General features: G+C 68.8%; 22 protein-coding genes. 11 read left to right on the top strand and 11 right to left on the bottom strand.

Annotated features, from left to right (window positions below; genetic code table 11):
* Positions 1 to 134 precede the first annotated feature (134 nt).
* Positions 135 to 1,361: an HNH endonuclease signature motif containing protein gene (locus QSK35_RS03950; RefSeq protein ID WP_285742293.1), complete on the top strand. Its 1,227-nt coding sequence runs from the start codon at positions 135 to 137 to the stop codon at positions 1,359 to 1,361.
* 207 nt (positions 1,362 to 1,568) lie between these two features.
* Here the strand turns inward: QSK35_RS03950 and QSK35_RS03945 are convergent, their stop codons facing one another.
* From QSK35_RS03945 to QSK35_RS03935, 3 genes are read right to left on the bottom strand one after another with little or no spacing between them, the layout of a single operon-like run.
* The gene (locus QSK35_RS03945; protein WP_285742291.1) at positions 1,569 to 1,859 is read right to left on the bottom strand and encodes a hypothetical protein; all 291 of its coding nucleotides are present in this window, start codon (positions 1,857 to 1,859) and stop codon (positions 1,569 to 1,571) included.
* 13 nt (positions 1,860 to 1,872) lie between these two features.
* Entirely contained in the window at positions 1,873 to 3,009 is a 1,137-nt protein-coding gene (locus QSK35_RS03940; RefSeq protein ID WP_285742289.1) for an McrC family protein, read from the bottom strand.
* Positions 3,006 to 5,045: an McrB family protein gene (locus QSK35_RS03935; RefSeq protein ID WP_285742287.1), complete on the bottom strand. Its 2,040-nt coding sequence runs from the start codon at positions 5,043 to 5,045 to the stop codon at positions 3,006 to 3,008. Before QSK35_RS03935 ends, QSK35_RS03940 begins: the two co-directional genes overlap by 4 nt.
* Before the next feature lie 72 nt (positions 5,046 to 5,117).
* On the opposite strand from QSK35_RS03935, the gene QSK35_RS03930 reads away from it, so the two are divergent.
* Positions 5,118 to 6,371: a cytochrome P450 gene (locus QSK35_RS03930; RefSeq protein ID WP_285742284.1), complete on the top strand. Its 1,254-nt coding sequence runs from the start codon at positions 5,118 to 5,120 to the stop codon at positions 6,369 to 6,371.
* On the opposite strand, the gene QSK35_RS03925 is transcribed toward QSK35_RS03930, so the two are convergent.
* From QSK35_RS03925 to QSK35_RS03905, 5 genes are all read right to left on the bottom strand, one after another.
* Positions 6,355 to 6,942, bottom strand: coding sequence for an acyl-CoA-like ligand-binding transcription factor (locus QSK35_RS03925; RefSeq protein WP_285742282.1), 588 nt, complete (start codon positions 6,940 to 6,942; stop codon positions 6,355 to 6,357). The two genes, QSK35_RS03930 and QSK35_RS03925, sit on opposite strands and share 17 nt — an antisense overlap.
* 60 nt (positions 6,943 to 7,002) lie before the next feature.
* Positions 7,003 to 8,544 (bottom strand): MDR family MFS transporter, encoded by a 1,542-nt coding sequence (locus QSK35_RS03920; protein WP_285742280.1) that lies wholly within the window; start codon positions 8,542 to 8,544, stop codon positions 7,003 to 7,005.
* Positions 8,541 to 9,146 carry a TetR/AcrR family transcriptional regulator gene (locus QSK35_RS03915; RefSeq protein WP_285742278.1) on the bottom strand — a complete coding sequence of 202 codons (606 nt, stop codon included), beginning with the start codon at positions 9,144 to 9,146 and terminating at the stop codon, positions 8,541 to 8,543. Before QSK35_RS03915 ends, QSK35_RS03920 begins: the two co-directional genes overlap by 4 nt.
* Positions 9,147 to 9,299: 153 nt before the next feature.
* Positions 9,300 to 10,022, bottom strand: a complete 723-nt coding sequence (locus QSK35_RS03910) for a VOC family protein (RefSeq protein WP_285742276.1) — start codon at positions 10,020 to 10,022, stop codon at positions 9,300 to 9,302.
* Positions 10,023 to 10,038: 16 nt separating this feature from the next.
* Entirely contained in the window at positions 10,039 to 10,629 is a 591-nt protein-coding gene (locus QSK35_RS03905) for a phosphoribosylanthranilate isomerase (protein WP_285742274.1), read from the bottom strand.
* Between the two features lie 119 nt (positions 10,630 to 10,748).
* Between QSK35_RS03905 and QSK35_RS03900 the strand changes: the two genes are divergently transcribed.
* Positions 10,749 to 11,816 (top strand): DUF5005 domain-containing protein, encoded by a 1,068-nt coding sequence (locus QSK35_RS03900; RefSeq protein WP_285742272.1) that lies wholly within the window; start codon positions 10,749 to 10,751, stop codon positions 11,814 to 11,816.
* On the top strand, positions 11,809 to 12,846 hold the full coding sequence (locus QSK35_RS03895) for an MBL fold metallo-hydrolase (RefSeq protein ID WP_285742270.1): 1,038 nt from the start codon (positions 11,809 to 11,811) through the stop codon (positions 12,844 to 12,846). Before QSK35_RS03900 ends, QSK35_RS03895 begins: the two co-directional genes overlap by 8 nt.
* Here QSK35_RS03895 and kstR read toward each other — a convergent pair.
* Positions 12,821 to 13,435, bottom strand: a complete 615-nt coding sequence (kstR, locus tag QSK35_RS03890; protein WP_285742268.1) for a cholesterol catabolism transcriptional regulator KstR — start codon at positions 13,433 to 13,435, stop codon at positions 12,821 to 12,823. The genes QSK35_RS03895 and kstR overlap by 26 nt on opposite strands.
* Before the next feature lie 136 nt (positions 13,436 to 13,571).
* On the opposite strand from kstR, the gene QSK35_RS03885 reads away from it, so the two are divergent.
* From QSK35_RS03885 to QSK35_RS03860, 6 genes are read left to right on the top strand one after another with little or no spacing between them, the layout of a single operon-like run.
* The gene (locus QSK35_RS03885) at positions 13,572 to 15,530 is read left to right on the top strand and encodes an acyl-CoA dehydrogenase family protein (protein ID WP_285742266.1); all 1,959 of its coding nucleotides are present in this window, start codon (positions 13,572 to 13,574) and stop codon (positions 15,528 to 15,530) included.
* Entirely contained in the window at positions 15,530 to 16,495 is a 966-nt protein-coding gene (locus tag QSK35_RS03880; protein WP_285742264.1) for an acyl-CoA dehydrogenase family protein, read from the top strand. Before QSK35_RS03885 ends, QSK35_RS03880 begins: the two co-directional genes overlap by 1 nt.
* Positions 16,485 to 17,627 (top strand): acyl-CoA dehydrogenase family protein, encoded by a 1,143-nt coding sequence (locus QSK35_RS03875; RefSeq protein WP_285742262.1) that lies wholly within the window; start codon positions 16,485 to 16,487, stop codon positions 17,625 to 17,627. The genes QSK35_RS03880 and QSK35_RS03875 overlap by 11 nt, the downstream gene beginning before the upstream one ends.
* Positions 17,627 to 18,520: a bifunctional MaoC family dehydratase N-terminal/OB-fold nucleic acid binding domain-containing protein gene (locus QSK35_RS03870; RefSeq protein ID WP_285742260.1), complete on the top strand. Its 894-nt coding sequence runs from the start codon at positions 17,627 to 17,629 to the stop codon at positions 18,518 to 18,520. The genes QSK35_RS03875 and QSK35_RS03870 overlap by 1 nt, the downstream gene beginning before the upstream one ends.
* Positions 18,507 to 18,890, top strand: coding sequence for a hotdog family protein (locus tag QSK35_RS03865; protein ID WP_285742258.1), 384 nt, complete (start codon positions 18,507 to 18,509; stop codon positions 18,888 to 18,890). Before QSK35_RS03870 ends, QSK35_RS03865 begins: the two co-directional genes overlap by 14 nt.
* The gene (locus tag QSK35_RS03860; RefSeq protein WP_285742256.1) at positions 18,887 to 20,029 is read left to right on the top strand and encodes a lipid-transfer protein; all 1,143 of its coding nucleotides are present in this window, start codon (positions 18,887 to 18,889) and stop codon (positions 20,027 to 20,029) included. The genes QSK35_RS03865 and QSK35_RS03860 overlap by 4 nt, the downstream gene beginning before the upstream one ends.
* Here QSK35_RS03860 and QSK35_RS42660 read toward each other — a convergent pair.
* Positions 20,009 to 20,974: a Clp protease N-terminal domain-containing protein gene (locus QSK35_RS42660; protein ID WP_352243164.1), complete on the bottom strand. Its 966-nt coding sequence runs from the start codon at positions 20,972 to 20,974 to the stop codon at positions 20,009 to 20,011. The two genes, QSK35_RS03860 and QSK35_RS42660, sit on opposite strands and share 21 nt — an antisense overlap.
* A gap of 64 nt (positions 20,975 to 21,038) precedes the next feature.
* Here QSK35_RS42660 and QSK35_RS03845 point away from each other — a divergent pair, with 64 nt between their 5' ends.
* Positions 21,039 to 21,395 (top strand): excisionase, encoded by a 357-nt coding sequence (locus QSK35_RS03845; protein ID WP_285742254.1) that lies wholly within the window; start codon positions 21,039 to 21,041, stop codon positions 21,393 to 21,395.
* A 39-nt stretch (positions 21,396 to 21,434) separates the two neighbouring features.
* Here QSK35_RS03845 and QSK35_RS03840 read toward each other — a convergent pair whose 3' ends face one another.
* On the bottom strand, positions 21,435 to 21,917 hold the full coding sequence (locus tag QSK35_RS03840; protein ID WP_285742252.1) for a hypothetical protein: 483 nt from the start codon (positions 21,915 to 21,917) through the stop codon (positions 21,435 to 21,437).
* Positions 21,918 to 21,937 lie beyond the last annotated feature (20 nt).

Genomic DNA, 21,937 nt, shown 5'->3' with positions numbered 1-21,937 from the left:
TGTTGTGCGGTTGCGGGCGTGGCTGGGATGAGGTGGCTTGCGTTTTGATCGTTTATTTGATTCACCCGATCGGGTCACATGTTTTCGCTGGTAAACGCGTTATCTGGTCGTGATCTTGCGGTAGAGTCGAACGCATGGTCGACACGGATCTGTCCCTTCTCTCCAGCGGTGAGCTGCTTGACGGCTTCGCCGAGATGGAGCGTGAGATCCGTGCGCGTCATGAGCGGCTGCTGCGCTGGATTGCCGAGATGGATCGGCGTGGCCTGGCGGCAGAGTTGGGCTACAAGGACCTGGTCGGGGTGTTGAAGGATCAGGTGCATTGGGATCCGAGCGTGGCGAAGGGGAAGCTGCGCCGCGCGCGGCTGCTGACACATCAACTCGGCCCGTCCGGTGCGGAGATCGCACCGGAGCTGCCCGCGACCGCCGAGGCGATGGCCGAGGGCGAGTTGACCGAGGAGCATGTCGACGCGATCGCCAGGGCGATGAAGAACATGCCTGCCGATGCCACGCCCGACAAGACGGCGTTCGTCGAGCAGCAGCTGGCCGAGTTCGGCCGGACGTTCGAGCCGGGCGCGATCCGCGACTTCGGCAAGAAGATCATCTACCGGATGTTCCAGAACGACGAGGAACCCGACGAGAAGGATCCGGCGCCACCGAGTGACCAGCTGATCGCCCGCTGGGAACGCGGCCGCTGCCGCGGCAGCTTCGATCTCGGCCCGGAGATCGGCGCTAAATTCCTGGGCGCGCTGGACCCGCTGGCCAAGCCCCGTCCCACCGGCCCGGACGGCCCCGACACGCGCACCTATGCCGAACGGCAGGGCGACGCCTTCGTCGAGCTGATCAACCTGGTGCTGCGCGCCGACGTGCTGCCCGAGCACGGCGGCGAAACCGTCACCCTGGCCGTCACCGTCTCCTACGACGACCTGGCCGCCAAGACCGGTCATGCGCTGCTGGACAACCAGGAACACATCCCGGTCAAGCAACTCCGGAAACTCGCCTGCGAGGCAGGCGTCATCCCGATCGTGATGGGCAGCCGCTCGCAACCGCTCAACGTCGGCCGCAAGGCGCGGCTGTTCAATAGCGGCCTACGCCGAGCGCTGGTCGCCAGGGACAAAGGCTGCGCCTTCCCGGGCTGCAACCGGCCACCACGGCACTGCGAAGGCCACCACATCAAACCGTGGGTCGAGGGCGGCAAGACGAGCCTGCACAACGGCGTCCTACTCTGCCGACGACATCACGACCTGATCCACCACAGCGACTGGGAAGTGAAGCTCCGCAACGGAATCCCGTACTTCATCCCACCGGCCTTCCTCGATCCGCTACGGCAGCCGAGACGCAACCCGCTGCACATGGTGAGCTGACGCATGGGAACAAACGGTGCCAACTCCAGCCACCTCATCCCAACCACGCCCGCAACCGCACCGAACGAACGCAGGTCTGGACAGGATCGGGACCACGACGGCGGCCAACCACCGTCTCGGTACGTTGGCATTTTCGTGCGGGCCAGGCGCCCTAGCGCCTGGCCCGCACGAAAATGCCAACGTGTCGCGGCGCAGCCGCGTCCAAACCTAAAGACCAAGCACCTCATGCACGATCCGATTACCAGACATGATCATGCCGAGCGTCAAAGCCAGAAGCGACAGCACCACACCAACAGCAGCCAACGCCTTCCCCCGCCGCCGCCCAGTAAGCCCGACGATCGCGAAAACGAACCCAGCAGCCGCAAACGGAAGAGCGATGAAGAACCGAATGTTCGTCAGATCGATCGGCAGCAACGGCACCACACATCCAAGCAGCCCAAGGACCACAGCGGCGAGCCCGAACCAAGGACCCTGAGGACGAGGCGAACCATAGGTCATGGACCGATGCTATTCAGGAAGCCCAAGCCGAGTGAGCCAGATCCGAGATCTGAGCCAGCAGATCCGCAGGCGGGACATCAAGCCGCAGCGGGTACTCGGTGATGGTGATCGGCGAGTTCCGAACCCGCCGACGCCGCACAGACCCCGTGCCACTGGCGTAAACGAGCCAGGCAGAGGTGACCTGTAAGGCGGTGCAGTAGGCAAGAACCTGGTAGTGATCGGTATTGGGCGACTCCAGCTTGTACTTGGCATCGACGACGAACCGAGGCCGGCCGTCCACCAGGTGCACGACATCAGGGCGCATGGCGAGAGAGCCGTCCTCGTCCAGGCTGGTACGAAACTGATCGACAGTCCGGCCGGGGAACGAACTCCAGGCCTCCCGCAAAGCGGTGGTGACGAAGGCCTCGAACACCCGATCCATGTTCACGACGAACGAGGCAATGGACAGCCCGGAAGCACCAACCTCGAAGGACATCGTGTCGAGCACGAGGTCGGCGATCCGCAACGCCGGCTGGTAGCGAGCGTTCAACCGGTTCGGCCGCCAAGGCGAAACAACAGGCGAAACATCAGGAAGCCGATTGTCCAGGTGCCGCAAGCGCGCCAGCAGGAGAGGCGAGAGGCGCGGAACCGTACGCATGCGACGGATCGCGGCGCGCAGAGTTCGGTTCTCCGGAATGTCCACGGTGTACTCGTCGTGCGTGATCTCCACCGGCAGAGAGCGACCCGGTCGCCGCGTGATCTGGTCGCCAACGCGGATCCGGCCACGCAGCACGGTGCTCGCCGAGGAAGTCGTCGTGTAACCCTGCAACACACCACCGGCCAGGGCGCGTTCGGCGTTGCGACACAACGTCTCCGCCACGATGGCCCACAGGCCGGACGCCGACACGCCCTCGACGTTCTCCGGGAGGAACCTGGGATTGTTCGCGTAACCGATCATGAACAGCAGGCGCGGAATGCTGACCTTGGGCGACACGACCACGTCGAGGCCGTGGGCGTGAACAGCGCCGACCTGACGTGGCCTGGGCACCAGGCGGTAGCCCGAACCGGCGGCCCGGACCGAGACCAGCGGACACGAGCGGAGGAACGCCAGCTGCGGCGCGGTCAACTCCGTCACCGCGCCCGTGGTCGAGTTCTCCCGCAGGGTGATCACGGCAGTCGGCGGATGGCGTCGAGGCCGAACGTGTCGTGCAGCTTCTGCCGCGACATGCGGTCGTAGTAGTGCTCCTCCAGCAGCGGCAGGATCGAGTGCTCCCACACGACTTCCAGGCCGTGGTCGGCGTCCGGCTTCATCAGGTACGACGGGCCGATCTTGAACTCGTGGTCGTCGATCTCCCGGTTGAGCCGGGCGAGCAGGTCGGCGCGGCCGTCGGTCTTGCCGTTGGCCCTGCACCAGCGGGACAGCAGATCGCGCACCGGCGGGTGGTCGGGGTGCAGCTCGACGAACGCGAAGCGGCGGCGCATCGCGGCGTCCACCAGGGCGATGGAGCGGTCGGCGGTGTTCATCGTGCCGATGACGAAGACGTTGGCGGGCAGCTTGAAGCGGTCACCGGGGGAGTACTGCAGGTCGATCGTCTCGTCGCGGTACTCCAGCAGGAAGTACAGCTCGCCGAACACCTTCGACAGGTTGGCGCGGTTGATCTCGTCGATGATCAGCACGTACGGCCGGCCTGGATCGGCCTCGGCGGCGGCCGCCAGCTGGCGCAGTGGTCCGGGCACCAGCTCGAACGTGGCGGTGTCGCCCTTGGCGCGCGGGCGGAAACCCTCGAAGAAGTCCTCGTAGGCGTACGACGGGTGGAACTGCACGAGCCGGATCGCCGTCGGCGCGGCGATGTGGCGGGCCAGCTCGCGCGCCAGGTAGGTCTTGCCGGTGCCGGGCGGGCCGTACAGGACGATCTGCTTGCGGTGGTGCAGCAGCGTGATCAGCTTCTGCAGCCACTTCTGGTCGAAGTGCAGGGACTCGGCGAACTCGCGGGTGGCGCCGGGGAGCTCGAGGCCGGTCGGTTCCTCGGGTGCCTCGGCGGTCAGGGTGGGCAGGGCGGCCGTGATGTCCACGACGGCGCCCTGCCGGCCGGACAGCAAAGCGGCCAGCTCCGGTTCCTCGACGCGGCCCGCGGCGGTGGACGTCCAGGTGACGGACCGGCGCAGGCGGTCGTCCACCCGTTCCGCCTCGCCGGTGATCACTCCGGTGTAGAGCCTGCCGTCGGTGATGCGGGCGACCAGGTCGTCGACCTTCATCGTCGACAGGAAGTTGAAGTAGCTGGTGGCCAGCGTGTCGCGGCGGGCGTAGTCGAGGTGCTCGTAGCCGGCGTCGACCAGGGCCGCGACCTGCTCGCGGGTGGAGTCCGGGCTCAGCTCGCCCAGGTGTTCGGCGTCGATGAACACGGACTCGTCGTCGGTCCCGGAGACGAGCCACGCGCGTGCGGCCTTGTCGGCACGCTTGGGCTTTCGCCGTTGCCACCGCGAAGCCCACTCGGGGGTGTAGTAGTCGACCGGTTTGTCCTGGAGCTCGTACAGGTCGCGGTCGATCGACACCGGGTCGGTGCCGCTCGGCTCCTCGGCGAAGGCGTCGCGGATGGCGACCTTGTCGGCCTGGCGCACGATCGGCAGGAACACGTCCGGGAAAGCCAGGTACAGCAACGAGTTGCGGATGGCCTGCTGACCGGTGTCGACCTGGTGCACGAAACTGCGGAACCGCCACGGTTCCGCGAGAGCGGCCTCGCGTTCGCTCGCGCGCAGCTCGTGCCACTCTTCCAGGAACGACAGCAGCCACCCGACCTGCTGCCAGATCTGGACGTTGAAGCCGACCCCGCCGTTGAACACGCCGCGCGCCTGCAGGCCGTCGCGCAGATCGGCGGGCAGTTCGGCGGGCGGCGTGAGCCACGACAGCACGGTGGTGACGCGGCCGAGCTTCGCCGCGGGGCTCAGGTTCGTGAGCGGCAACGCGTGCAGCGTCAGCAGTTCGGCGAGGAGCAGGAGCGACTCCCGTGGCGCGCCGGACATCTCGTTCCGGAGCTTCTCCAGGAACGTGCCGCTGCCCTTGTCGGCGGCGTCGACGACCCGGCCGGCCAGGTCGCGGGCGACCGGCGCGTCCCAGGCGAGCACGTCGGGTTCGATCGCCGAGCGGCTCTGGCCGAGGCCCAGATCGATGATCCGCCGAGCGGGCAGCTCGACCTGCTTCAGTCGCATGCCATCAGCATCCCAGGACCGCCGTCACCTGGAAATCTTGCACGCTGTGCAAGTTTCGGTACCGTGGACTTCATGACGCCCAGCAACAAGACGGCTACACCCAGTCGGGCCGGTCTGCGTCTCCAGCTCCCGGCCGAGCTGATGGACCGATCCGGCTGCCCGTTTGATCCCGCCGCGGGGCTGCGCGACCTCAGCGCCGACGGCCCCGTCCACCAGGTGACCACCGATGTGGGCGACTCGATGTGGCTCGTCACCGGCCACGAGGAGGCTCGCGCCCTGCTGACCGACCCGCGGCTGAGTTCCGACCGGTTCGCCGACCCGCGGCTGTTCGCCCAGGCGAGCGAGGAGGTTCGCGAGAAGCTGCTGGATCCGAAGGCGCGCGCGGGGTCGTTCATCGCGATGGACGCTCCCGAGCACACTCGGTTCCGCAAACTGCTGACCGGCCAGTTCACCGTGCGCCGCATGCGCCAGCTCACGCCGCGCATCCACGAGATCGTCACCGAGCACATCGACGCGATGATCGCCGCCGGGCCGCCCGCCGATCTCGTGCGGGACTTCGCGCTGCCGGTGCCGTCACTGGTGATCTGCGAGCTGCTCGGTGTGCCGTACGACGACCGCGCGTCGTTCCAGCACCGCACCGCGAAGCTGCTCGACCTGAAGACGTCGTTCGAGGAGATCGTCGAGGTGCGCGACGGGTTCCGCGAATTCATGCACCGGCTCGTGCGGCAGAAGCGGGCCCGGCCGGCCGACGACCTGGTCTCGGGGCTCATCGTCGAGGGCGACCTCACCGACGACGAGCTCGTCGGCGTCGCGAACCTGTTGCTCGTCGCGGGGCACGAGACGACGGCGAACATGTTGGCGCTCGGCACGTTCGCGCTCCTGGAACACCCGGACGAACTGGCGAAACTGCGCGACGACCCGAGCCTGATCGACGGCGCGGTCGAGGAGCTGCTGCGCTATCTGTCGATCATCCACATCGGAATCCCGCGGTACACCCGCACCGAGCTGGAAGTCGGTGGCACAACGATCCCGGCGGGCACGACGGTGCTGATCTCGGTGGCCGCGGTGAACCGCGACGCCGGTCAGTACCCGGAACCGGACCGGCTCACACTCGACCGTCAGCGCGGGCACCACATCGCGTTCGGGTACGGGATTCACCAGTGCCTGGGGCAGCAGCTGGCGCGGGTCGAGATGGCGGTCGGGTTCAGCGAGCTGCTGCGGCGGTTGCCGGGGCTGCGACTCGCGGTGCCCGCGAACGAGGTGCCGACGCGCGACACGATGGCGATCTACGGCGTGCACGCGCTACCGGTCAGCTGGGACGCGTGAACCCCGCGCCGAGCTGAGCGATCAGCCGGTCGATCAACTGCCCGGTCGTGTGCGTGTCGGGTTTGTCGAACCACCACTGCACGATCGCGCGCAACGTCGCCATCACGGCGGCGGCCGTCATCTGGGGGTAGGGATCGGCGTCCGCGTCGATCCCGGCCCGCGCGGCCACCGCGTCCGCGAGCTCGCGTTCCCGCACGGCATACGCCGCCATCAGGTGCGGCAGCAGGGACGGCGTGTGGCGCAACGCCCGCAGCTGCTTCAGCCGTCCGAGCTCGATCTGCTCCGGGATGGTCTCGTGCAACGCGGCGCCCAGAGCGACCAGCACGGGTTCGGACGCGGGTCGTTCGGTGAACGCGTGGACGAACGCCTCGGCCGTGGCCATGTCGCCGGCGACGACCGCCTCCTCCTTGGAGGGGAAGTAGTTGAAGAACGTCCGCAGCGACACGCCGGCCGCGGTGGCGATCTGCTCGACGGTCACCACGTCCACGCCGTGTTCCGCGCACAGGGTCAGCGCCGCGTCCGCGAGCGCGGCACGCGTCGCCGCCTTCTTCCGCTCACGCAGCCCGGTCATGGCGGACACAGTAGTGCGGTGACCGCCGAAAACCGGCGATCACCGCACTCAACCGGTGTCTCAGTGGGTCGCGGCGAGCTCCGCCTCGGCCTTGAGCCGGTCGTCACCGCTCTGCGTCTTCAGCGGCTTCTCCTTGATGAACATGACCGCGAGCAGCGCCAGTGCCGCGATCGGTGCGGCGACGAGGAACAGCTCGGCGGTCGCCGTCGCGTAGATGTCCGCGATGATCTCGCGCACCGGCGCCGGCAGCACCGACAGGTCGGGCACCTTGCTGCCGCCACCGGAGGTGGCCATCGGGCCGAACTTCTCGGTCATCAGCGAGGTGACCTTGTTCGCCAGCACCGCACCCAGTGCGCTCACGCCGATCGCGCCGCCGAGGCTGCGGAAGAACGTGAGCGTGGACGTGGTGGCGCCGAGGTCCTTGGCCGCCACGTCGTTCTGCGCCGCCAGCACCAGGTTCTGCATCAGCAGGCCGAGCCCGGCGCCGAGCACCGCCATGAACACGCTGACGTTGAACACGGTCGTCTTCGCGTCGATCGTGCTCAGCAGCAGCATGCCGCCGACCGTGATCGCGCCACCGGAGACCAGGAACGCCTTCCAGCGGCCGAACCGGGTGATCAGCTGACCGGCGAGGGTCGACGACACGAGCAGGCCGAAGATCAGCGGCAGGCTGAGCAGACCGGCCTGGGTCGGCGTCTTGCCGAGCGCGATCTGGAAGTACTGCGACAGGAACACCGTGCCACCGAACATCGCGACACCGACCAGCGCGCTGGCGATCGTGGTGAGCGCGACCGTCCGGTTGCGGAAGATCGTCAACGGCACGATCGGGTCCTTCGCCCGCGACTCGACCCACACGGCCAGCACGAGCAGCGCCAGTCCGGTCGCGACGAGCACGGCCGTCCACGCCGACCACCAGTCGAACTTGTTGCCCGCCAGCGTCGACCACACCAGCAGCGTCGACACGCCGCCGACGATGAGCGCGGCGCCCAGGTAGTCGATCTGGACGTTCTCCTTGCGCACCAACGGCAGGTGCAGCGTCTTCTGCAGCAGGTAGATCGCGGCCAGCGAGAACGGCACGCCGATGAAGAAGCACCAGCGCCAGCCGAGCCACGACGTGTCGACCAGCAGGCCACCGATCAGCGGACCCGCGACCGTGCCGACGCCGAACACGGCGCCGAACAGCCCCGAGTACCGGCCGAGTTCACGCGGCGGGATCATCGCGGCCATCACGATCGTCGCGAGCGCGGTCATGCCGCCCGCGCCGAGACCCTGCACGACGCGGCTCGCGATGAGCACCTCGACGTTCTGCGCGGACCCGGCGATCAGCGAGCCCACGACGAACAGGCCCAGCGACGACTGGATGAGCAGCTTGCGGCTGTACAGGTCGGCGAGCTTGCCCCACAGCGGCACGGTCGCCGTCATCGCGAGCAGCTCGGTGGTGACGACCCACGTGTAGACCGACTGCGAGCCGTTCAGGTCGGAGATGATGCGCGGCAGGGCGTTCGACACGATCGTCGACGCCAGGATCGACACGAACATGCCGAGCATCAGGCCTGACATCGCCTGCACGATGTCGCGTCTGGAGTGGGTTGGCGTGGTCATGATCCCCCTTGCGTTGGAACTTCGGACAGTCCGGCGCCGAGCACGTCGAGCGCCTCGCCGAGCAGCTCGCCCAGCGGTCGTTCGACGCAGGCCCAGCGGGCCATCGCGACGCGGAACGCCGCGCCGGTCGCGGCGGTCAGCATCATCGGGTACGTGTCGGTCTCGGCGAGCCCGGACCGTTCGGCGATGGCGGCGACGAGGTGCCGCTCGGCGAGCTCACCGCTCGCGAACACCTTCGCGAGCAGCTCCGGGTGCTGGCCGATCACCTGCTTGCGCAGCAGCCAGAGGTCCCGGTCCTCGGTCAGCTCGTCGGCCACCTCGTCGAGCAATGCTTTTTTGAGCGCCTCGAACGGAGTGTGTTGCGCGGGCTGGTTGCGGATCCGGTCGCGCAGCCGGGGACCCGCTTCCGGGTCCGAGCTGGCCACGGCCTCGTCCTTGCCCTGGAAGTAGTTGAAGAACGTGCGCGTCGAGACGTCCGCGGCCGTGCTGATCTCCTCGACGGTGACGTGGTCGAGGCCCTTCTCGGCGGCAAGGCGCAGCGTCGCGCGCACCAGTGCTTGGCGCGTCTGCCGCTTCTTGCGGTCGCGGAGGGTCTCGGTCACCAGACCAAGGTACGAGCATTTCTGCACGACGTGCAAGTTTGCACGACGTGAAATGAGTCGCAACTCATTTTCCGGCTGGTGGTGTCAGGGGAGGAGGGCGCGCGGGTCAGGGAGGCGATGGCCAGGGACGCGCACGGGTGAGGGAAGCGCAGGTCAGGGAACCGACAGGTCGAACGGGTGCCCCGCGGGGTCGGCCAGCGTGATCCAGCTGGTGCCGCCGGCGAGCCGGGTGGCCCCGAGCTCCTCGGCCCTCGCCCCGACCGCCTTCAGGTGATCGGCGTCGTCGACGATGATGTCGAGGTGCGCCTGCTGCGGGTGCGCCGGATCCGGCCACCGCGGCGGCGTGTAGTCGCTGACCTGCTGGAACATCAGACTCTTGCCGCCCTCCGAGATGAGCGCGCCCTCGGGGCCGTCGTAGGCCAGCTCCATCCCGAGCAGGCTGCCGTAGAAGCGGGCCAGCGCCGAGGCGTCGGGAGCGTCGATGGTCACGGCGAACAGCTGCATCTGCGGCCCGACGCCGTCCCGCTGGCACAGGTCGAACGGATGGCCGGCCGGGTCGGCGAGCGTGATCCAGGTGGCGCCATCGGCGAGCCGGGTGGCACCGAGCGCGACCGCGCGCTGGGCCGCCTCCTCGTGCCCGTCGACCAGCAGGTCGAGGTGGAACTGCTGGGGGCGTTCCTGGCCCGGCCACCGCGGGGGATTGTGCTCGGCGACCTGTTGGAAGGCGACCTCCTGCCCGTCGTCGGCGCGCAGCGTGATCCAGCCCCCCACGTTGCGGACGGTCTCCCAGCCGGTCAGGTCGGCGTAGAACGACGCCAGTCCCTCGATGTCCGTCGCGTCGAAGGCGACGAGCTCCAAACGTCCGGTCGCGGTCATGCCGGACATCATCGCCTCAGTGGCGGGCCGCTGCCACGAACGCCCGCATGCGGCCGTGGTCCTTCACGCCGCGGCTGGACTCGACGCCGCTGGATACGTCGACACCCCAGGGCTGGGCCGTGGCGATGGCCTCCGCGACGTTGTCCGGGGACAGGCCGCCTGCCAGCAGCCAATGTCCGGACGGGCGGGTGGCGTTGAGCGCGGTGAGGTCCCAGCGTTCGCCCGACCCGGCGACCGGCGAGTCGAGCAGCAGCCACTCCTCGCCGAACGCTCCGGTCACGACGTCGGTGTCGGCGGTCAGGGACGTGGCGCGCAGGAGTCGCAGGTCCTTGAGCTCGTCGAACGCCTCACGCGGGTACGCGCCGTGCAGCTGGAGTGCGTCGACGCCGGCTGCGTGGGCCAGTTCACGGGCTTCGGCCGCCGTGATGCCGTGCACGACGCCGACGCTGAGCACGTGCGTCGGGACGCCCGCGAGCAGGCGGCGGACCGCGTCGGGGGAGACCTGGCGCGGGCTCGTGGTGAAGACGAACCCGACCGCGTCGGCGCCGGCCTCGACGGCGACCGCGACGTCCTCCGGGGTCCGCAGACCGCACAGCTTCACGAACATGCCCCCAACTCTAGAGGTGCCATGAGGGGAGCTTTGCAAGCGCTGACCGCCATGAAGGGTCCCCTCATCGCATATGGACCCGTCCACAGTGGAGCACGATGTTGTGCGCCAGTGGTTTCATGCGGTACACGTGGCGCGTGTGGCGGGTGCCGTGGGTCGTGCTGACGTCGATGGCGATGACCGCGAGCCAGCAGGCTCCGATGATCGCCTCGCCGTCCGGCGTGCTCAACGCCCTATGGAACACCTACGGCGACCAGGGCGGTCATTGGACGGGCGGTGACCGCACAACCTCGATCCCGCTGCCGGACGGGCGCACCGCGTGGCTGTTCTCGGACACGTTCCTCGGCACGGTCAACCCCGACCACAGCAGGCCGCCGGGCAGTCCGATGCCGCGCAACACGATGGTCGTGCAGGAAAAGGACGGCACGCTCGGCGCGACGTTGCACGGCGGTACGCCCGAGCATCCGCGGGCGCTGGTGGAGGGGACGAGCAACGAGCACCTGTGGGTGGCTGACGGAACTGTCGTGAATGGCGCCTTGAGCGTGCTCTACAACCGGTACGAGAAGACCGGCAACGGCGCGCTGGACGTGCGGAGCACCGGAACGTCATTGGCCACGTTCGCGTTGCCGGACCTCAAGCTCGACACCGTCACGCCGCTGCCGCTGAGCCCGGATGTCGCGTGGGGATCGGAGATCCTCGACGACGGCGAGTTCACGTACGTGTACGGCGCCGAACATCGGGGGCACGAGCCGAAACAGTTGCTGATCGCGAGGACGCACGACCTGAGCAAAGCGTGGGAGTTCTGGACCGGCGCCGGCTGGTCGCCGCACGAGTCGGACGCGGCGCCCGCGCTGTCAGGGATCGGCACGGCGTTCTCGGTGACCCGCGCGGGAACCGGGTTCGTGCTGGTGACCGTGGACGGCACGACTCCGTTCAGCCGCAAGATCCTCGCCTACCCGGCCACCTCGCCGACCGGTCCGTTCGGCGCACCGCGCGTACTTTACGAGGCGCCGGAAGGGGCCACGCCGGAGCGGCGGATCATCGTGTACGACGCGACGACGCACCCGCAGCTGAACGTACTGTCCTACAACGTCAACAGCCTCGACCTGGCCGACAACCTCGCGGACGCGCGGATCTACCGGCCGCGGTTCCTCGACCTAGAACTGAACGGTGGCGCTGATGAGTAAGCACGCCTGGATCGAACCGGGAGCCTTCGAGGTCGCGCCGGGCGTGCACCGGATCCCGCTGCCGCTGCCCATGGACGGGCTGCGCGCGGTGAACGTCTACGCGGTCGAGGACGGCGACGGGCTGGTGCTGATCGACTCCGGGTGGGCGCTCGACGAAGCGCGCAAACAGCTGGAGAAAGCGCTCGATGACATCGGGTTCGGGTTGGAGCAGGTGCACCGGTTCCTGGTGACGCACCTGCATCGCGACCACTACACGATGGCGGTCGTGCTGCGGAAGCTGTTCGGCGCCAAGGTCTCCCTCGGAATTGGCGAACAGCCCACGCTGAACGCGATCCTCAACGGCGAGGGCGAGCGGCACCTCGCCGACCTCGTCCGGTGGGGTGCGGCGGATCTCGCCGACGAGCTGCGCGGTGCGTACCGAGGCCAGGATGCGGCGGAGTCGCTGCGCCTGTACGACCAGCCGGACGAGTGGCTCGAGGGCACGACCGACATCGCCTTGCACGAACGCGTGCTGCGTGCGGTGCCAACGCCAGGACACACCAACGGGCACGTCGTGTACGTCGACGCGGCCGAACAGCTGATGTTCGCGGGCGACCACGTGCTGCCGCACATCACGCCGTCGATCGGGTTCGAGACCGCGCGGGCCGAGTTGCCGCTCGGCGACTACCTGGACTCGTTGCGGCTGGTGCGGTCCTTCCCGGACATGCGGCTGCTGCCGGCACACGGCCCGGTCGCGCCGAGCGTGCACCACCGGGTCGACGAGCTGTTGCAGCACCACGAGGACCGGCTCGGTGCGACGCTGGCGGCGGTTCAGGGTGGCGAGCACACGGCGCGCGAGGTGGCCGAGAAGCTGGGGTGGACCAGCAGGCAGCGGGCGTACAAGGACCTGAACCTGTTCGACCGGATCCTCGCTGTGGGCGAGACGAACGCGCACCTCGATGTGCTCGTCGTCCGCGGTGAACTCGCATCGTCGCTGGTGGACGGAGTGCTGCAGTACGAGGTGGTCAGGCCAGCAGCAGCCGGACGGTGAGCTCCAGGCGCGTCGCGACGTCGGTGGCGGTGGCGCGGCGCGTCACCCAGGCGACCAGGTTGGCCAGCCAGACGTCACCGATGACCCTGGCGATGGCCTTCTGCTCGTCCGTCGGTTCCTCGTCGCTCATCGCCCTGGTGAACATGCGCTCCATCAAGTGGGCGACGTTGTCGACCTCGGTGCCCGCGGAGGCGTCGGCGAAGGTGAACGCGCGGGTCATCGCCTCGGTGAGGTGCGGGTTGCGCTGCAGGCCGCGGGTGATCCGGCCGAGCACGAACAGCACGCGCTCGTAGGCGTTCTCGCCGGGGATGCTGCCGCGATCCATCTTCTCCTGGGCGCGCTCCAGCTCGACGGCGAGGCTGGACACCAGCAGGTGCACCTTGGACGGGAAGTAGCGGTAGAGGGTGCCGAGCGCGACGTCCGCGCGCTCCGCGACCGCTCGCATCTGCACGGCGTCGAACCCGCCCTTGGACGCGAGCGCGATCGTCGCGTCCACGATCCGCTTGCGCCGTTCGCGCTGGGCGGCCGAGCTGAGTTCCTCACCGGACAGCACGTTCAGTGCGTCCGCGCGAGGCTTCGATGCTGTCACGGAGCTGACCCTCCTGGAACCTGTTTCAGCGGCGGCTTCATGTTACCTGACCGCTGTTGCGGGAGTGATCCGTTCCCGGATCTTGATAGAAGTAGAACACGTTCTATAAACTTCTTCATGTCCGGGAGGAGTTCGAATGCCGATTGCCACGACCGACGAGCAACGCGCGGCCCAGTCCAGTCTCCGCGAGTGGGCGGCGAAGGCGGATCCGGTGCACTGGCCTGATCTGGCCCGGCTCGGGATCTTCTCGGTCACCAGGGACGGCGGCACGATCACCGACCTCGCCGCGATGCTCGAGCAGACCGCGACCGACCTCGTCCCCGGTCCCGTGCTGACGACCGCGCTGGCCGGCGTGGTGCTGGCCGATCATCCGATAGCGGAGCAGATCGCGGACGGCAGCGTGACCGTCGGGCTGGGGCTGAACGGTCCCCGGTACGTGCTGGGCGACGCGCCGCACGTATTGCTGCGCACCGACGACGGCTGGTTCCTCGCACGTGCGACGCCGACGCCGCTGGACGCCGTCGACCTGACCCGTCCACTCACGCATGTCGGCGAAGTCGTGACCGACCATGAGATCGCCGACCCCACGGACCTGGCGATGACACTGTTCGCCGCCGAGGCCAGCGGAATCGCCGCGTGGTGCCTGCACACGGCGACCGAGTACGCGCGGCACCGCGTGCAGTTCGGGCGGCCGATCGGGTCGTTCCAGGCGGTCAAGCACCTGTGCGTCGAGATGCTGTGCCGTGTCGAGCAGGCGAGCGCCGTCGCGTGGGCCGCCGCGCGGGCCGCCGACGAGAGTTCCAATGAACTTCCGCTGGCGGCCGCGGTCGCCGCCGCCGTCGCGTTGGACGCCGCGGTGGAGAACGCGAAGGACTGCATCCAGGTGCTCGGCGGCATCGGGTTCACCTGGGAACACGACGCCCACCGCTACCTGCGCCGGGCGCTGGCGTTGCGGCAGCACGCGGGCGGCAGCGCGAAGTGGCGCAGGCGGGTCGCCGAGCTGACCCTGGCCGGCGCGCGCCGGTCGCTGCGGGTCGAGATTGACGGTCACGACGCGGAACGCGCCGCGGCAAGGGAGTTCGCCGAGGAGATCACGAGACTCCCCAAGAAGGAACAGCGGATCAGGCTGGCGGAGAGCGGTTACCTGGTGCCGCACTGGCCGAAGCCGTACGGGCTGGATGCCTCACCGGCACACCAGTTGGTGATCGACGACGAGCTCGCGGACGTGCACCGGCCGGACCTGATCATCGGGGCGTGGGCGGCGCCGACCATCCTCAACCACGGCACACCCGAGCAGCAGGAACGGTTCGTGCGGCCGACGCTGCGCGGTGAGATCACCTGGTGCCAGCTGTTCAGCGAACCCGAGGCGGGATCGGATCTCGCATCGTTGCGGACGAAAGCCACGAAAACCGAGGGCGGCTGGCTGCTCACCGGGCAGAAGGTGTGGACGTCGCTCGCCCACGAGGCCGACTGGGCGATCTGCCTGGCGCGGACCGATCCGGAAGCGCCGAAGCACAAGGGCATCACGTACTTCCTCGTGGACATGCGCACCGCCGGCATCGACGTGCGGCCGTTGCGGGAGATCACCGGCGAGGCCCGGTTCAACGAGGTCTTCCTGGACAACGTGTTCGTGCCCGACGAGTGCGTGGTCGGCGAGGTGAACGGCGGCTGGCGGCTGGCCCGCACGACGCTGGCGAACGAACGCGTGGCTATGGGCCGCGGGTCGTCGCTGGGCGAGGGACTGGAACGGGTGCTGGAGCTCGAAGCGGCGCGTGATCCGGACACCAGCGAACGGATCGGCGCGCTCGTCGCGGAGGGACTGGCCGGGTCGGTACTCGAACTGCGCGCCGGGCTGCGCGCGCTGAGCGGTCAGGATCCCGGTGCGGAGTCGAGTGTGCGGAAGCTCGTCGGCGTGCGGCATCGGCAGGCCGTGGCGGAGTTCGGGGTCGAGTTGCTCGGGCTCGAGGCGACGGCGGATCACCCGCTGGTGCACGAGTTCCTGCTCACCCGCTGTCTGAGCATCGCGGGCGGCACCACGCAGGTGCTGCTGAACCTGGCCGGGGAACGGATTCTCGGACTCCCGAGGGAGAGTTGATGGACTTCACCCTGGACGACACACAGCGGGAGATCGCCCGGCTCACCGCCCAGGTGCTCGACCGGGAGGCCGGCACCCCGTGGAAGGCCTTGCGGGAGGCGGGTCTGCTCGCGTTGCCCGTCCCCGAACGGCTCGGCGGCGACGGCCTGGGCGTGCTCGAGGTCGCCGTTGTGCTCACCGAGATCGGCCGCCGCGCCGCCGACGTGCCCGCGCTGGCATGGGCGTCGAGCGTGCTGCCGATCGCGCGGTTCGGCACGCCCGAGCAGCAGGACGAGCTGCTGACCGGCGACCTCCTGGTCACGGTCGCGCTGAGCGAGCCGTCCGCGCCGCTGCCGAGTGCCCCGCGCACGACGGCCCGGCCGGACGGCGAGCGATTCCTGTTGTCCGGCACGAAGATCTGCGTGCCGTCCGCGACCAAGGCGGACCGGATTCTGGTGACCGCCGACCGCGGTGTGTTCGTGGTCGACGCGGCGGACGCCCGGATCTCCGGTAGCACGGTCCGGCTGGCGGAGACACCGGGACGGTTGCTCGGGGACGTGACATCCGGAGCGTTGTACCTGCACGCCTTGGCGGCTGCGTGCGCGCTGGGCGACGGCGTGCTCGCGGGTGCGCTGGACCTGACCGTGAAGCATGTCGGCACACGCCACCAGTTCGGCAAGCCGTTGTCGGCCTTTCAATCCGTGGCGTGTCACGTCGCGGACGTCTACATCGCCTCGCGCACGTTGCACCTGGCCACGATCGCCGGCTGTCTGGATCCCGCGGACCTGAGCACGGCGGCCTACTGGCTGGCGGCCGAGGTGCTTCCGGCCGTGCACACGTGCCACCACCTGCACGGCGGGCTGGGCCTGGACATCACGTATCCGATGCACCGGTTCTACGGCATGGCGAAGGAGCTCACGCGGTTCGTCGGCGGCGTGGACCATCGGCTTTCCGTGCTCGCGGAGGAGGAACACCGTGTTCGTTGACCTCACGCCCGAGCAGCGCCGGTTGCGCGACGAGGTGCGCGAGTACTTCGGCGGCCTGATCACCCCGGTCGAACGCGAGGCGATGCTGACCGATCGGCACGGCGAGATCTATCGCGCGGTCGTGCGCCGGATGGGAAGCGACGGGTGGCTCGGCGTCGGCTGGCCCGTCGAGTACGGCGGGCGCGGGTTCGGCCAGGTCGAGCAGCAGATCTTCGTCAACGAGGCCGCACGCGCGGACGTGCCGCTGCCGTACGTGACGTTGCAGACGGTCGGGCCGACGCTGCAGCGGTTCGGCACCGCGGAGCAGAAGGAGTTCTTCCTCCCGCGCATCCTCGCCGGCGACCTGCATTTCGCAATCGGCTACACCGAGCCGGACGCGGGCACGGACCTGGCCTCGTTGCGCACCAAGGCGGTTCTGGACGGCGAGCACTACGTCGTCAACGGGCAGAAGATCTTCACGACCGGCGGGCACGACGCCGACTACGTGTGGCTCGCCTGCCGCACCGGGCCGGCGGAGGCGCGGCACAAGGCGATCACCATCCTGATCGTCGACACGACGGCCGCCGGCTACTCGTGGACGCCGATCATCACGTGCGACGGCGCGCATCACGTCAACGCGACCTATTACAGCGATGTGCGGGTGCCGGTCGGCATGCGGGTCGGTGAGGAGAACGGCGGCTGGCGGCTGATCACCACGCAGCTCAACCACGAGCGCGTCATGCTCGGCCCGGCCGGTCGGATCGCCGTGCTGCTGGACCGCGTACACGAGTGGGCTGTTCCGCGCGGGCTGTTGCGGCACGCGGACGTGCGGCGGGCGTTCGCCGAGGTCCGGGCCGTGCTGTGGGTCAACGAACTGCTCAACTGGCAGGTGGCGTCCGGGCCGGTGGAGGTCGCGGACGCCTCCGCCACCAAGGTGTTCGCCGCGGACCGGACGCAACGGGTCGGCCGGTTGCTGGAAGAAGTCGTTGGCAGACATGGGGATCTGTCGGACCCGGAGACCGCGGAACTGGTGCGGTGGCTGGACGTGCAGTCACGGCGCAACCTCGTGCTGACGTTCGGCGGCGGGGTCAACGAGGTACAACGCGAGCTCGTGGCGTCCATCGGTCTCGGCCTGCCCAGGGTGGTGCGGTGATGGACGTCGAGAAGGAGGCCGCGCGGATCGCGGAGGCGGGGGAGAGCGCGCGCCGGTTCGCGCGTGACCCGGTCAACCTGCCGATGATCCACAACTGGACCGAGGCGATCGGCGACACCAACCCCCGCTACACCGGGCCGGACGCGGTCGCGCCGCCGGCGATGGTTCAGGTCTGGACGATGTACGGGCTGAACGGCGTGCGCGACGCGGACGATCCGCTCGGTGCGATGGTGCGCGTGCTGGACGAGGCGGGGTTCACGTCCGTCGTGGCGACCAACAGCGACCAGACCTACCACCGCTACCTCAAACCCGGCGAGCACGTGTCGGTGACGGCCCGGCTGGAGGACGTGACCGGGCCGAAGAAGACCGCGCTGGGCGAAGGCTGGTTCGTGACGACCCGGAGCACCTGGTACGTCGAGGACGAGATCGTCGCCGAGATGCGGTTCCGGATCCTGAAGTTCCGGCCCGCGGTCGCCGAGAAGCCGAAGGCCGAACCTGTGCGGACGCAGGTCATCCGGCCCGCGATCAACCGCGACACCGAGTACTTCTGGGAAGGCCTGAAGCAGGGCGAGCTGCGCATCCAGCGCTGCGGACAGTGCGGCCTGCTGCGTCACCCGCCCGGCCCGATGTGCCCGGAATGCGGTGCCACGAAGCCGAAGTACCTCGTCTCGGAGGGGTATGGCGTGGTCTACAGCTACGTCGTGCACCACCACCCGCGCGTGCCGGGCCGCGAGGTTCCGTTCGTGATCGCCCTGGTCGAGCTGGACGAGGGCGTGCGGATGCTCGGCGAACTGGCGGGGGTGCCGCGGATCGGGCTGCCCGTCCAGGTCGTGTTCACCAAGGTCGACGACGAGCTGACCATGCCCACCTGGAGGCCCCGTGAGGATCGGTGATTCGTTGCCGGAGTGGCACGTCGAGGCCACGCCGACGTTCGTGATCAGCACCGCGCTCGCGACGCGGGACTTCCAGGACGTGCACCACGACCGCGATCTGGCGATCAAGCGCGGGTCGAAGGACATCTTCATCAACATCCTGACCACTACCGGGTTGGTGCAACGTTACGTAACGGACTGGGCGGGTGAAGATGCCCAGGTCAAACAGGTCAACATCCGTCTCGGGGCGCCCTGTTACGCCTATGACACACTCAAGTTCTTCGGTCAGGTCATCGAGCGGGTCGAAGACGACCTCGTCGTGGAGGTCGTCGGACGAACCGGTCACGGCGACCACGTGACGGGCACGGTTCGGATCGGGGTACCGGGGTGACGGCGGCTCTGGTCGGTATCGGGGCCACGGAGTTCTCCAAGGACTCCGGGCGCAGCGAGCTGCAACTGGCCGCCGAGGCCGTGCGGGCCGCGTTGGCGGACGCCGGCCTGGAGCCGTCCGATGTGGACGGTCTGGTCAGCTTCACCATGGACACCAACGCCGAGATCGCCGTGGCACGTGAGCTGGGGATTCCCGAGCTGACGTTCTTCAGCCGCGTGCACTACGGCGGTGGCGCGGCGTGTGCGACCGTCCAGCAGGCCGCGATGGCCGTGGCGACCGGCGCGGCTTCCGTCGTGGTCTGCTACCGGGCGTTCAACGAACGGTCGGGCCACCGGTTCGGCCAGGTGTCGGCCGCCGCCGCGGTGAACGTCGACAACAGCTGGTCCTACCCGATGGGCCTGGGCACGCCGGCCGCGATGGTCGCCATGTTCGCGCAGCGGTACATGTACGAGTACGGCGCCACGTCCGAGGACTTCGGCCGCATCGCCGTGATCGACCGCAAGCACGCGGCCACCAACCCGCACGCGTGGTTCCACGAGCGGCCGATCACCCTGGACGACCACCAGTCGTCGAGGTGGATCGCCGAACCGTTGCGGCTGCTCGACTGCTGTCAGGAGTCCGATGGCGGGGTCGCGCTCGTGGTCACGTCACTGGAGCGTGCGCGGTCGTTGCGGCAGTCGCCCGTAGTGATCAGGGCGGCGGCGCAGGGGAGTGGCCGCGACCAGTTCACCATGACGAGCTACTACCGTGACGATCTCACTCAGCTGCCCGAGATGGGCGTAGTGGCGCGGGGGTTGTGGCGTCAGTCCGGCATCACACCGTCCGATGTGGACGTCGCGGTGCTGTACGACCACTTCACGCCGTTCGTCCTGGTGCAGCTGGAAGAACTCGGATTCTGTGGCCGCGGTGAGGCTCGCGGGTTCGTCGCCTCGGGTGCGCTGGAGCTCGACGGGTCGTTGCCGCTGAACCCGCACGGCGGCCAGCTCGGCGAGGCCTACATCCACGGCATGAACGGCATCGCCGAGGCGGTTCGTCAGGTGCGCGGCACCGCGGTGAACCAGGTCGCCGACGTGGAGCACGTCCTGGTCACCGCGGGTACCGGTGTGCCGACGAGCGGCCTAGTCCTGGGCGCGCCGTAGCCGGTCGCGCATGACGCGGCGCATGAACGGCAGGAGTCCCGTGGTCTCCTCGTCGGGCTCTGTCTTGAGGTACTCGAGGAGCTTGAGCAACAGGTCGTTGGTGGAACTCCACAACGGCACGAAGTCGCCCGCGACCGGACCGGTTCCCTTGATCGGGCCACCGGTGAGTTCCACGATCTTGCCGACCAGCTCGATGGTCTGGTCGTCGCGGAACACGAGCTGCGCCTCTCCCTCCACCAGGCGCAGTTCCATCTTGCGAGCGGCCGTCTCCTCCGGCGTGGCGTCGGTGGTGGTCTCCGGATCGAGCTCGTCGATCTTGGCGGCGATCGTCTTCGGGTCGACGCCGAGCTCGGCGAGCACCTTCGCCGCCATGCTGCCCTCGGTGCGCACCAACGCCTCCAGCAGGTGGTGGCTGCCGACCGGCGCGCCACCTGCCAACGCCTCCGCGGCCGTGTAGACCTCGCCCGCGGCGCTGGTCGCCTTGTGTGCGCGGCCCTCGCCCTCGGGTTGCGCCTTCATCTCGGCCAGCACGATCTTGCGCACCTTGTTCAGGTCGTCGATGTGCTGCGAGAGCACCTTCGCCGCGACGCCCTCGCCCTCCCGGATCAGCGCCAGCAGGATGTGCTCGGTCCCGATGTGGTTGTGCTTGAGGTTCATCGCCTCGCGCAGCGCCAGCTCCAGCACCTTCTTCGCCCGCGGGGTGAACGGGATGTGCCCGCCCTTCACGGGCTTCTCGCCGCGGCCGACGATCATCTCGACGCCCTCGACGATCGACTCCCGCGTGAACCCCAGCTGCCGGAGCACCCGCGTCGCGACGCTGGCCGGTGCCTCGACCAGACCGAGCAGGATGTGCTCGGTCCCGATGTAGCCGTGCTGCATTCCCCTAGCCGCTTCCTGGGCGTTGACCACGACCTGGCGGGCTTCCCCTGTGAATCGCTCGAACATTTCTCCAGAGTCCGCCGTACTATTAACCCTGTCAATGCAGTGTCACTGACAGGGTGGGGTGTCAATGTCAGCCGAATGGGACGACCGGCTCGCGAAGTGGCAGGACGAGCTGGCGCTGTTCGCGCAGCTGGAGGACACCGCCTGGGTGTCGCTGGCACAGGCGGAGGCGGAGACCGGGGTGTCACGGTCGGCGCTGCGCGCGTGGTACCGCAACGGCGAGATCCAGTCGCGGCTGGTGGACGGTCCGAACGGGCCCCAGCGCCTGGTGCCGTTGGAGGCCGTGGTCGACCGGGCCGCGAAGTCGCCGCGGATCCAGCGGCGGGCGGAGCGCGAAGTCAGTTTGGAGGCCCAGGTGGCGTTGTTGCGGCACCGGGTGGACCAGCTGGAGATGCGGCTGGCGGCGCTCGAACGGCGTGGGTAGGCGGACGCTCTCCCGAGCGCCCGCCGTGTCGCCGAAGGGTCAGACGTTGAAGAACGTCCTCGAAACACCGGCGACCGAGGTGCTGACGCCGTTCGTCGTGTCGGTCAGCACGACGTTGCTGTAGGAGACGCCGGCCAGTACCAGGCGTTGCCCGTTCGGGCAGCTGAACGAGCCGGCTGGGATCGGGCCGGCGGACAGGCTCGCGGTGACGCGCCCGTTCTTCGGCTCGAACGACCCGCCACCGGACACGCCGGCGTTGAAGGTCTCCTTGTTCGCGGCCTGCGGGTGGTTCCCGCCGCCGTTGATGCACGCGTACGTCGCGGTCGCGTCGGCTCTGAGCACGTAGTCGATGTTCGCGTTGCCGAGGCCTCTCTCGTCGAAGCTGACGGCGAGTGCACCAGAGCCGTTCACGCTGCTGCCGGCCGTGTGGAACTTCGGGGCGTCGGCCCCAGCGGGTGAGGTCACCATGAGCAGTGCGGCGACGACCGCTGCGAACATGGCGAAGATGTTGCGTAGACGCATGGTTGCTCTTCCTTCGGACG

The sequence above is a fragment of the Lentzea sp. NBRC 105346 genome (assembly GCF_030269605.1).
Lineage (GTDB): Bacteria > Actinomycetota > Actinomycetes > Mycobacteriales > Pseudonocardiaceae > Lentzea.
Note: the sequence above shows the minus strand (reverse complement) of the source record. Positions and strands in the feature narration are given on the sequence as shown.

Excerpts from the sequence above, each read along its gene's own strand:
- QSK35_RS03950 (WP_285742293.1), top strand. The coding sequence starts at position 135 with ATGGTCGACACGGATCTGTCCCTTCTCTCCAGCGGTGAGCTGCTTGAC.
- QSK35_RS03945 (WP_285742291.1), bottom strand. The coding sequence starts at position 1,859 with ATGACCTATGGTTCGCCTCGTCCTCAGGGTCCTTGGTTCGGGCTCGCC.
- QSK35_RS03935 (WP_285742287.1), bottom strand. The coding sequence starts at position 5,045 with ATGCGACTGAAGCAGGTCGAGCTGCCCGCTCGGCGGATCATCGATCTG.
- QSK35_RS03930 (WP_285742284.1), top strand. The coding sequence starts at position 5,118 with ATGACGCCCAGCAACAAGACGGCTACACCCAGTCGGGCCGGTCTGCGT.
- QSK35_RS03925 (WP_285742282.1), bottom strand. The coding sequence starts at position 6,942 with ATGACCGGGCTGCGTGAGCGGAAGAAGGCGGCGACGCGTGCCGCGCTC.
- QSK35_RS03920 (WP_285742280.1), bottom strand. The coding sequence starts at position 8,544 with ATGACCACGCCAACCCACTCCAGACGCGACATCGTGCAGGCGATGTCA.
- QSK35_RS03910 (WP_285742276.1), bottom strand. The coding sequence starts at position 10,022 with ATGACCGCGACCGGACGTTTGGAGCTCGTCGCCTTCGACGCGACGGAC.
- QSK35_RS03905 (WP_285742274.1), bottom strand. The coding sequence starts at position 10,629 with ATGTTCGTGAAGCTGTGCGGTCTGCGGACCCCGGAGGACGTCGCGGTC.
- QSK35_RS03900 (WP_285742272.1), top strand. The coding sequence starts at position 10,749 with ATGCGGTACACGTGGCGCGTGTGGCGGGTGCCGTGGGTCGTGCTGACG.
- QSK35_RS03895 (WP_285742270.1), top strand. The coding sequence starts at position 11,809 with ATGAGTAAGCACGCCTGGATCGAACCGGGAGCCTTCGAGGTCGCGCCG.
- QSK35_RS03885 (WP_285742266.1), top strand. The coding sequence starts at position 13,572 with ATGCCGATTGCCACGACCGACGAGCAACGCGCGGCCCAGTCCAGTCTC.
- QSK35_RS03880 (WP_285742264.1), top strand. The coding sequence starts at position 15,530 with ATGGACTTCACCCTGGACGACACACAGCGGGAGATCGCCCGGCTCACC.
- QSK35_RS03870 (WP_285742260.1), top strand. The coding sequence starts at position 17,627 with ATGGACGTCGAGAAGGAGGCCGCGCGGATCGCGGAGGCGGGGGAGAGC.
- QSK35_RS42660 (WP_352243164.1), bottom strand. The coding sequence starts at position 20,974 with ATGTTCGAGCGATTCACAGGGGAAGCCCGCCAGGTCGTGGTCAACGCC.
- QSK35_RS03845 (WP_285742254.1), top strand. The coding sequence starts at position 21,039 with ATGTCAGCCGAATGGGACGACCGGCTCGCGAAGTGGCAGGACGAGCTG.
- QSK35_RS03840 (WP_285742252.1), bottom strand. The coding sequence starts at position 21,917 with ATGCGTCTACGCAACATCTTCGCCATGTTCGCAGCGGTCGTCGCCGCA.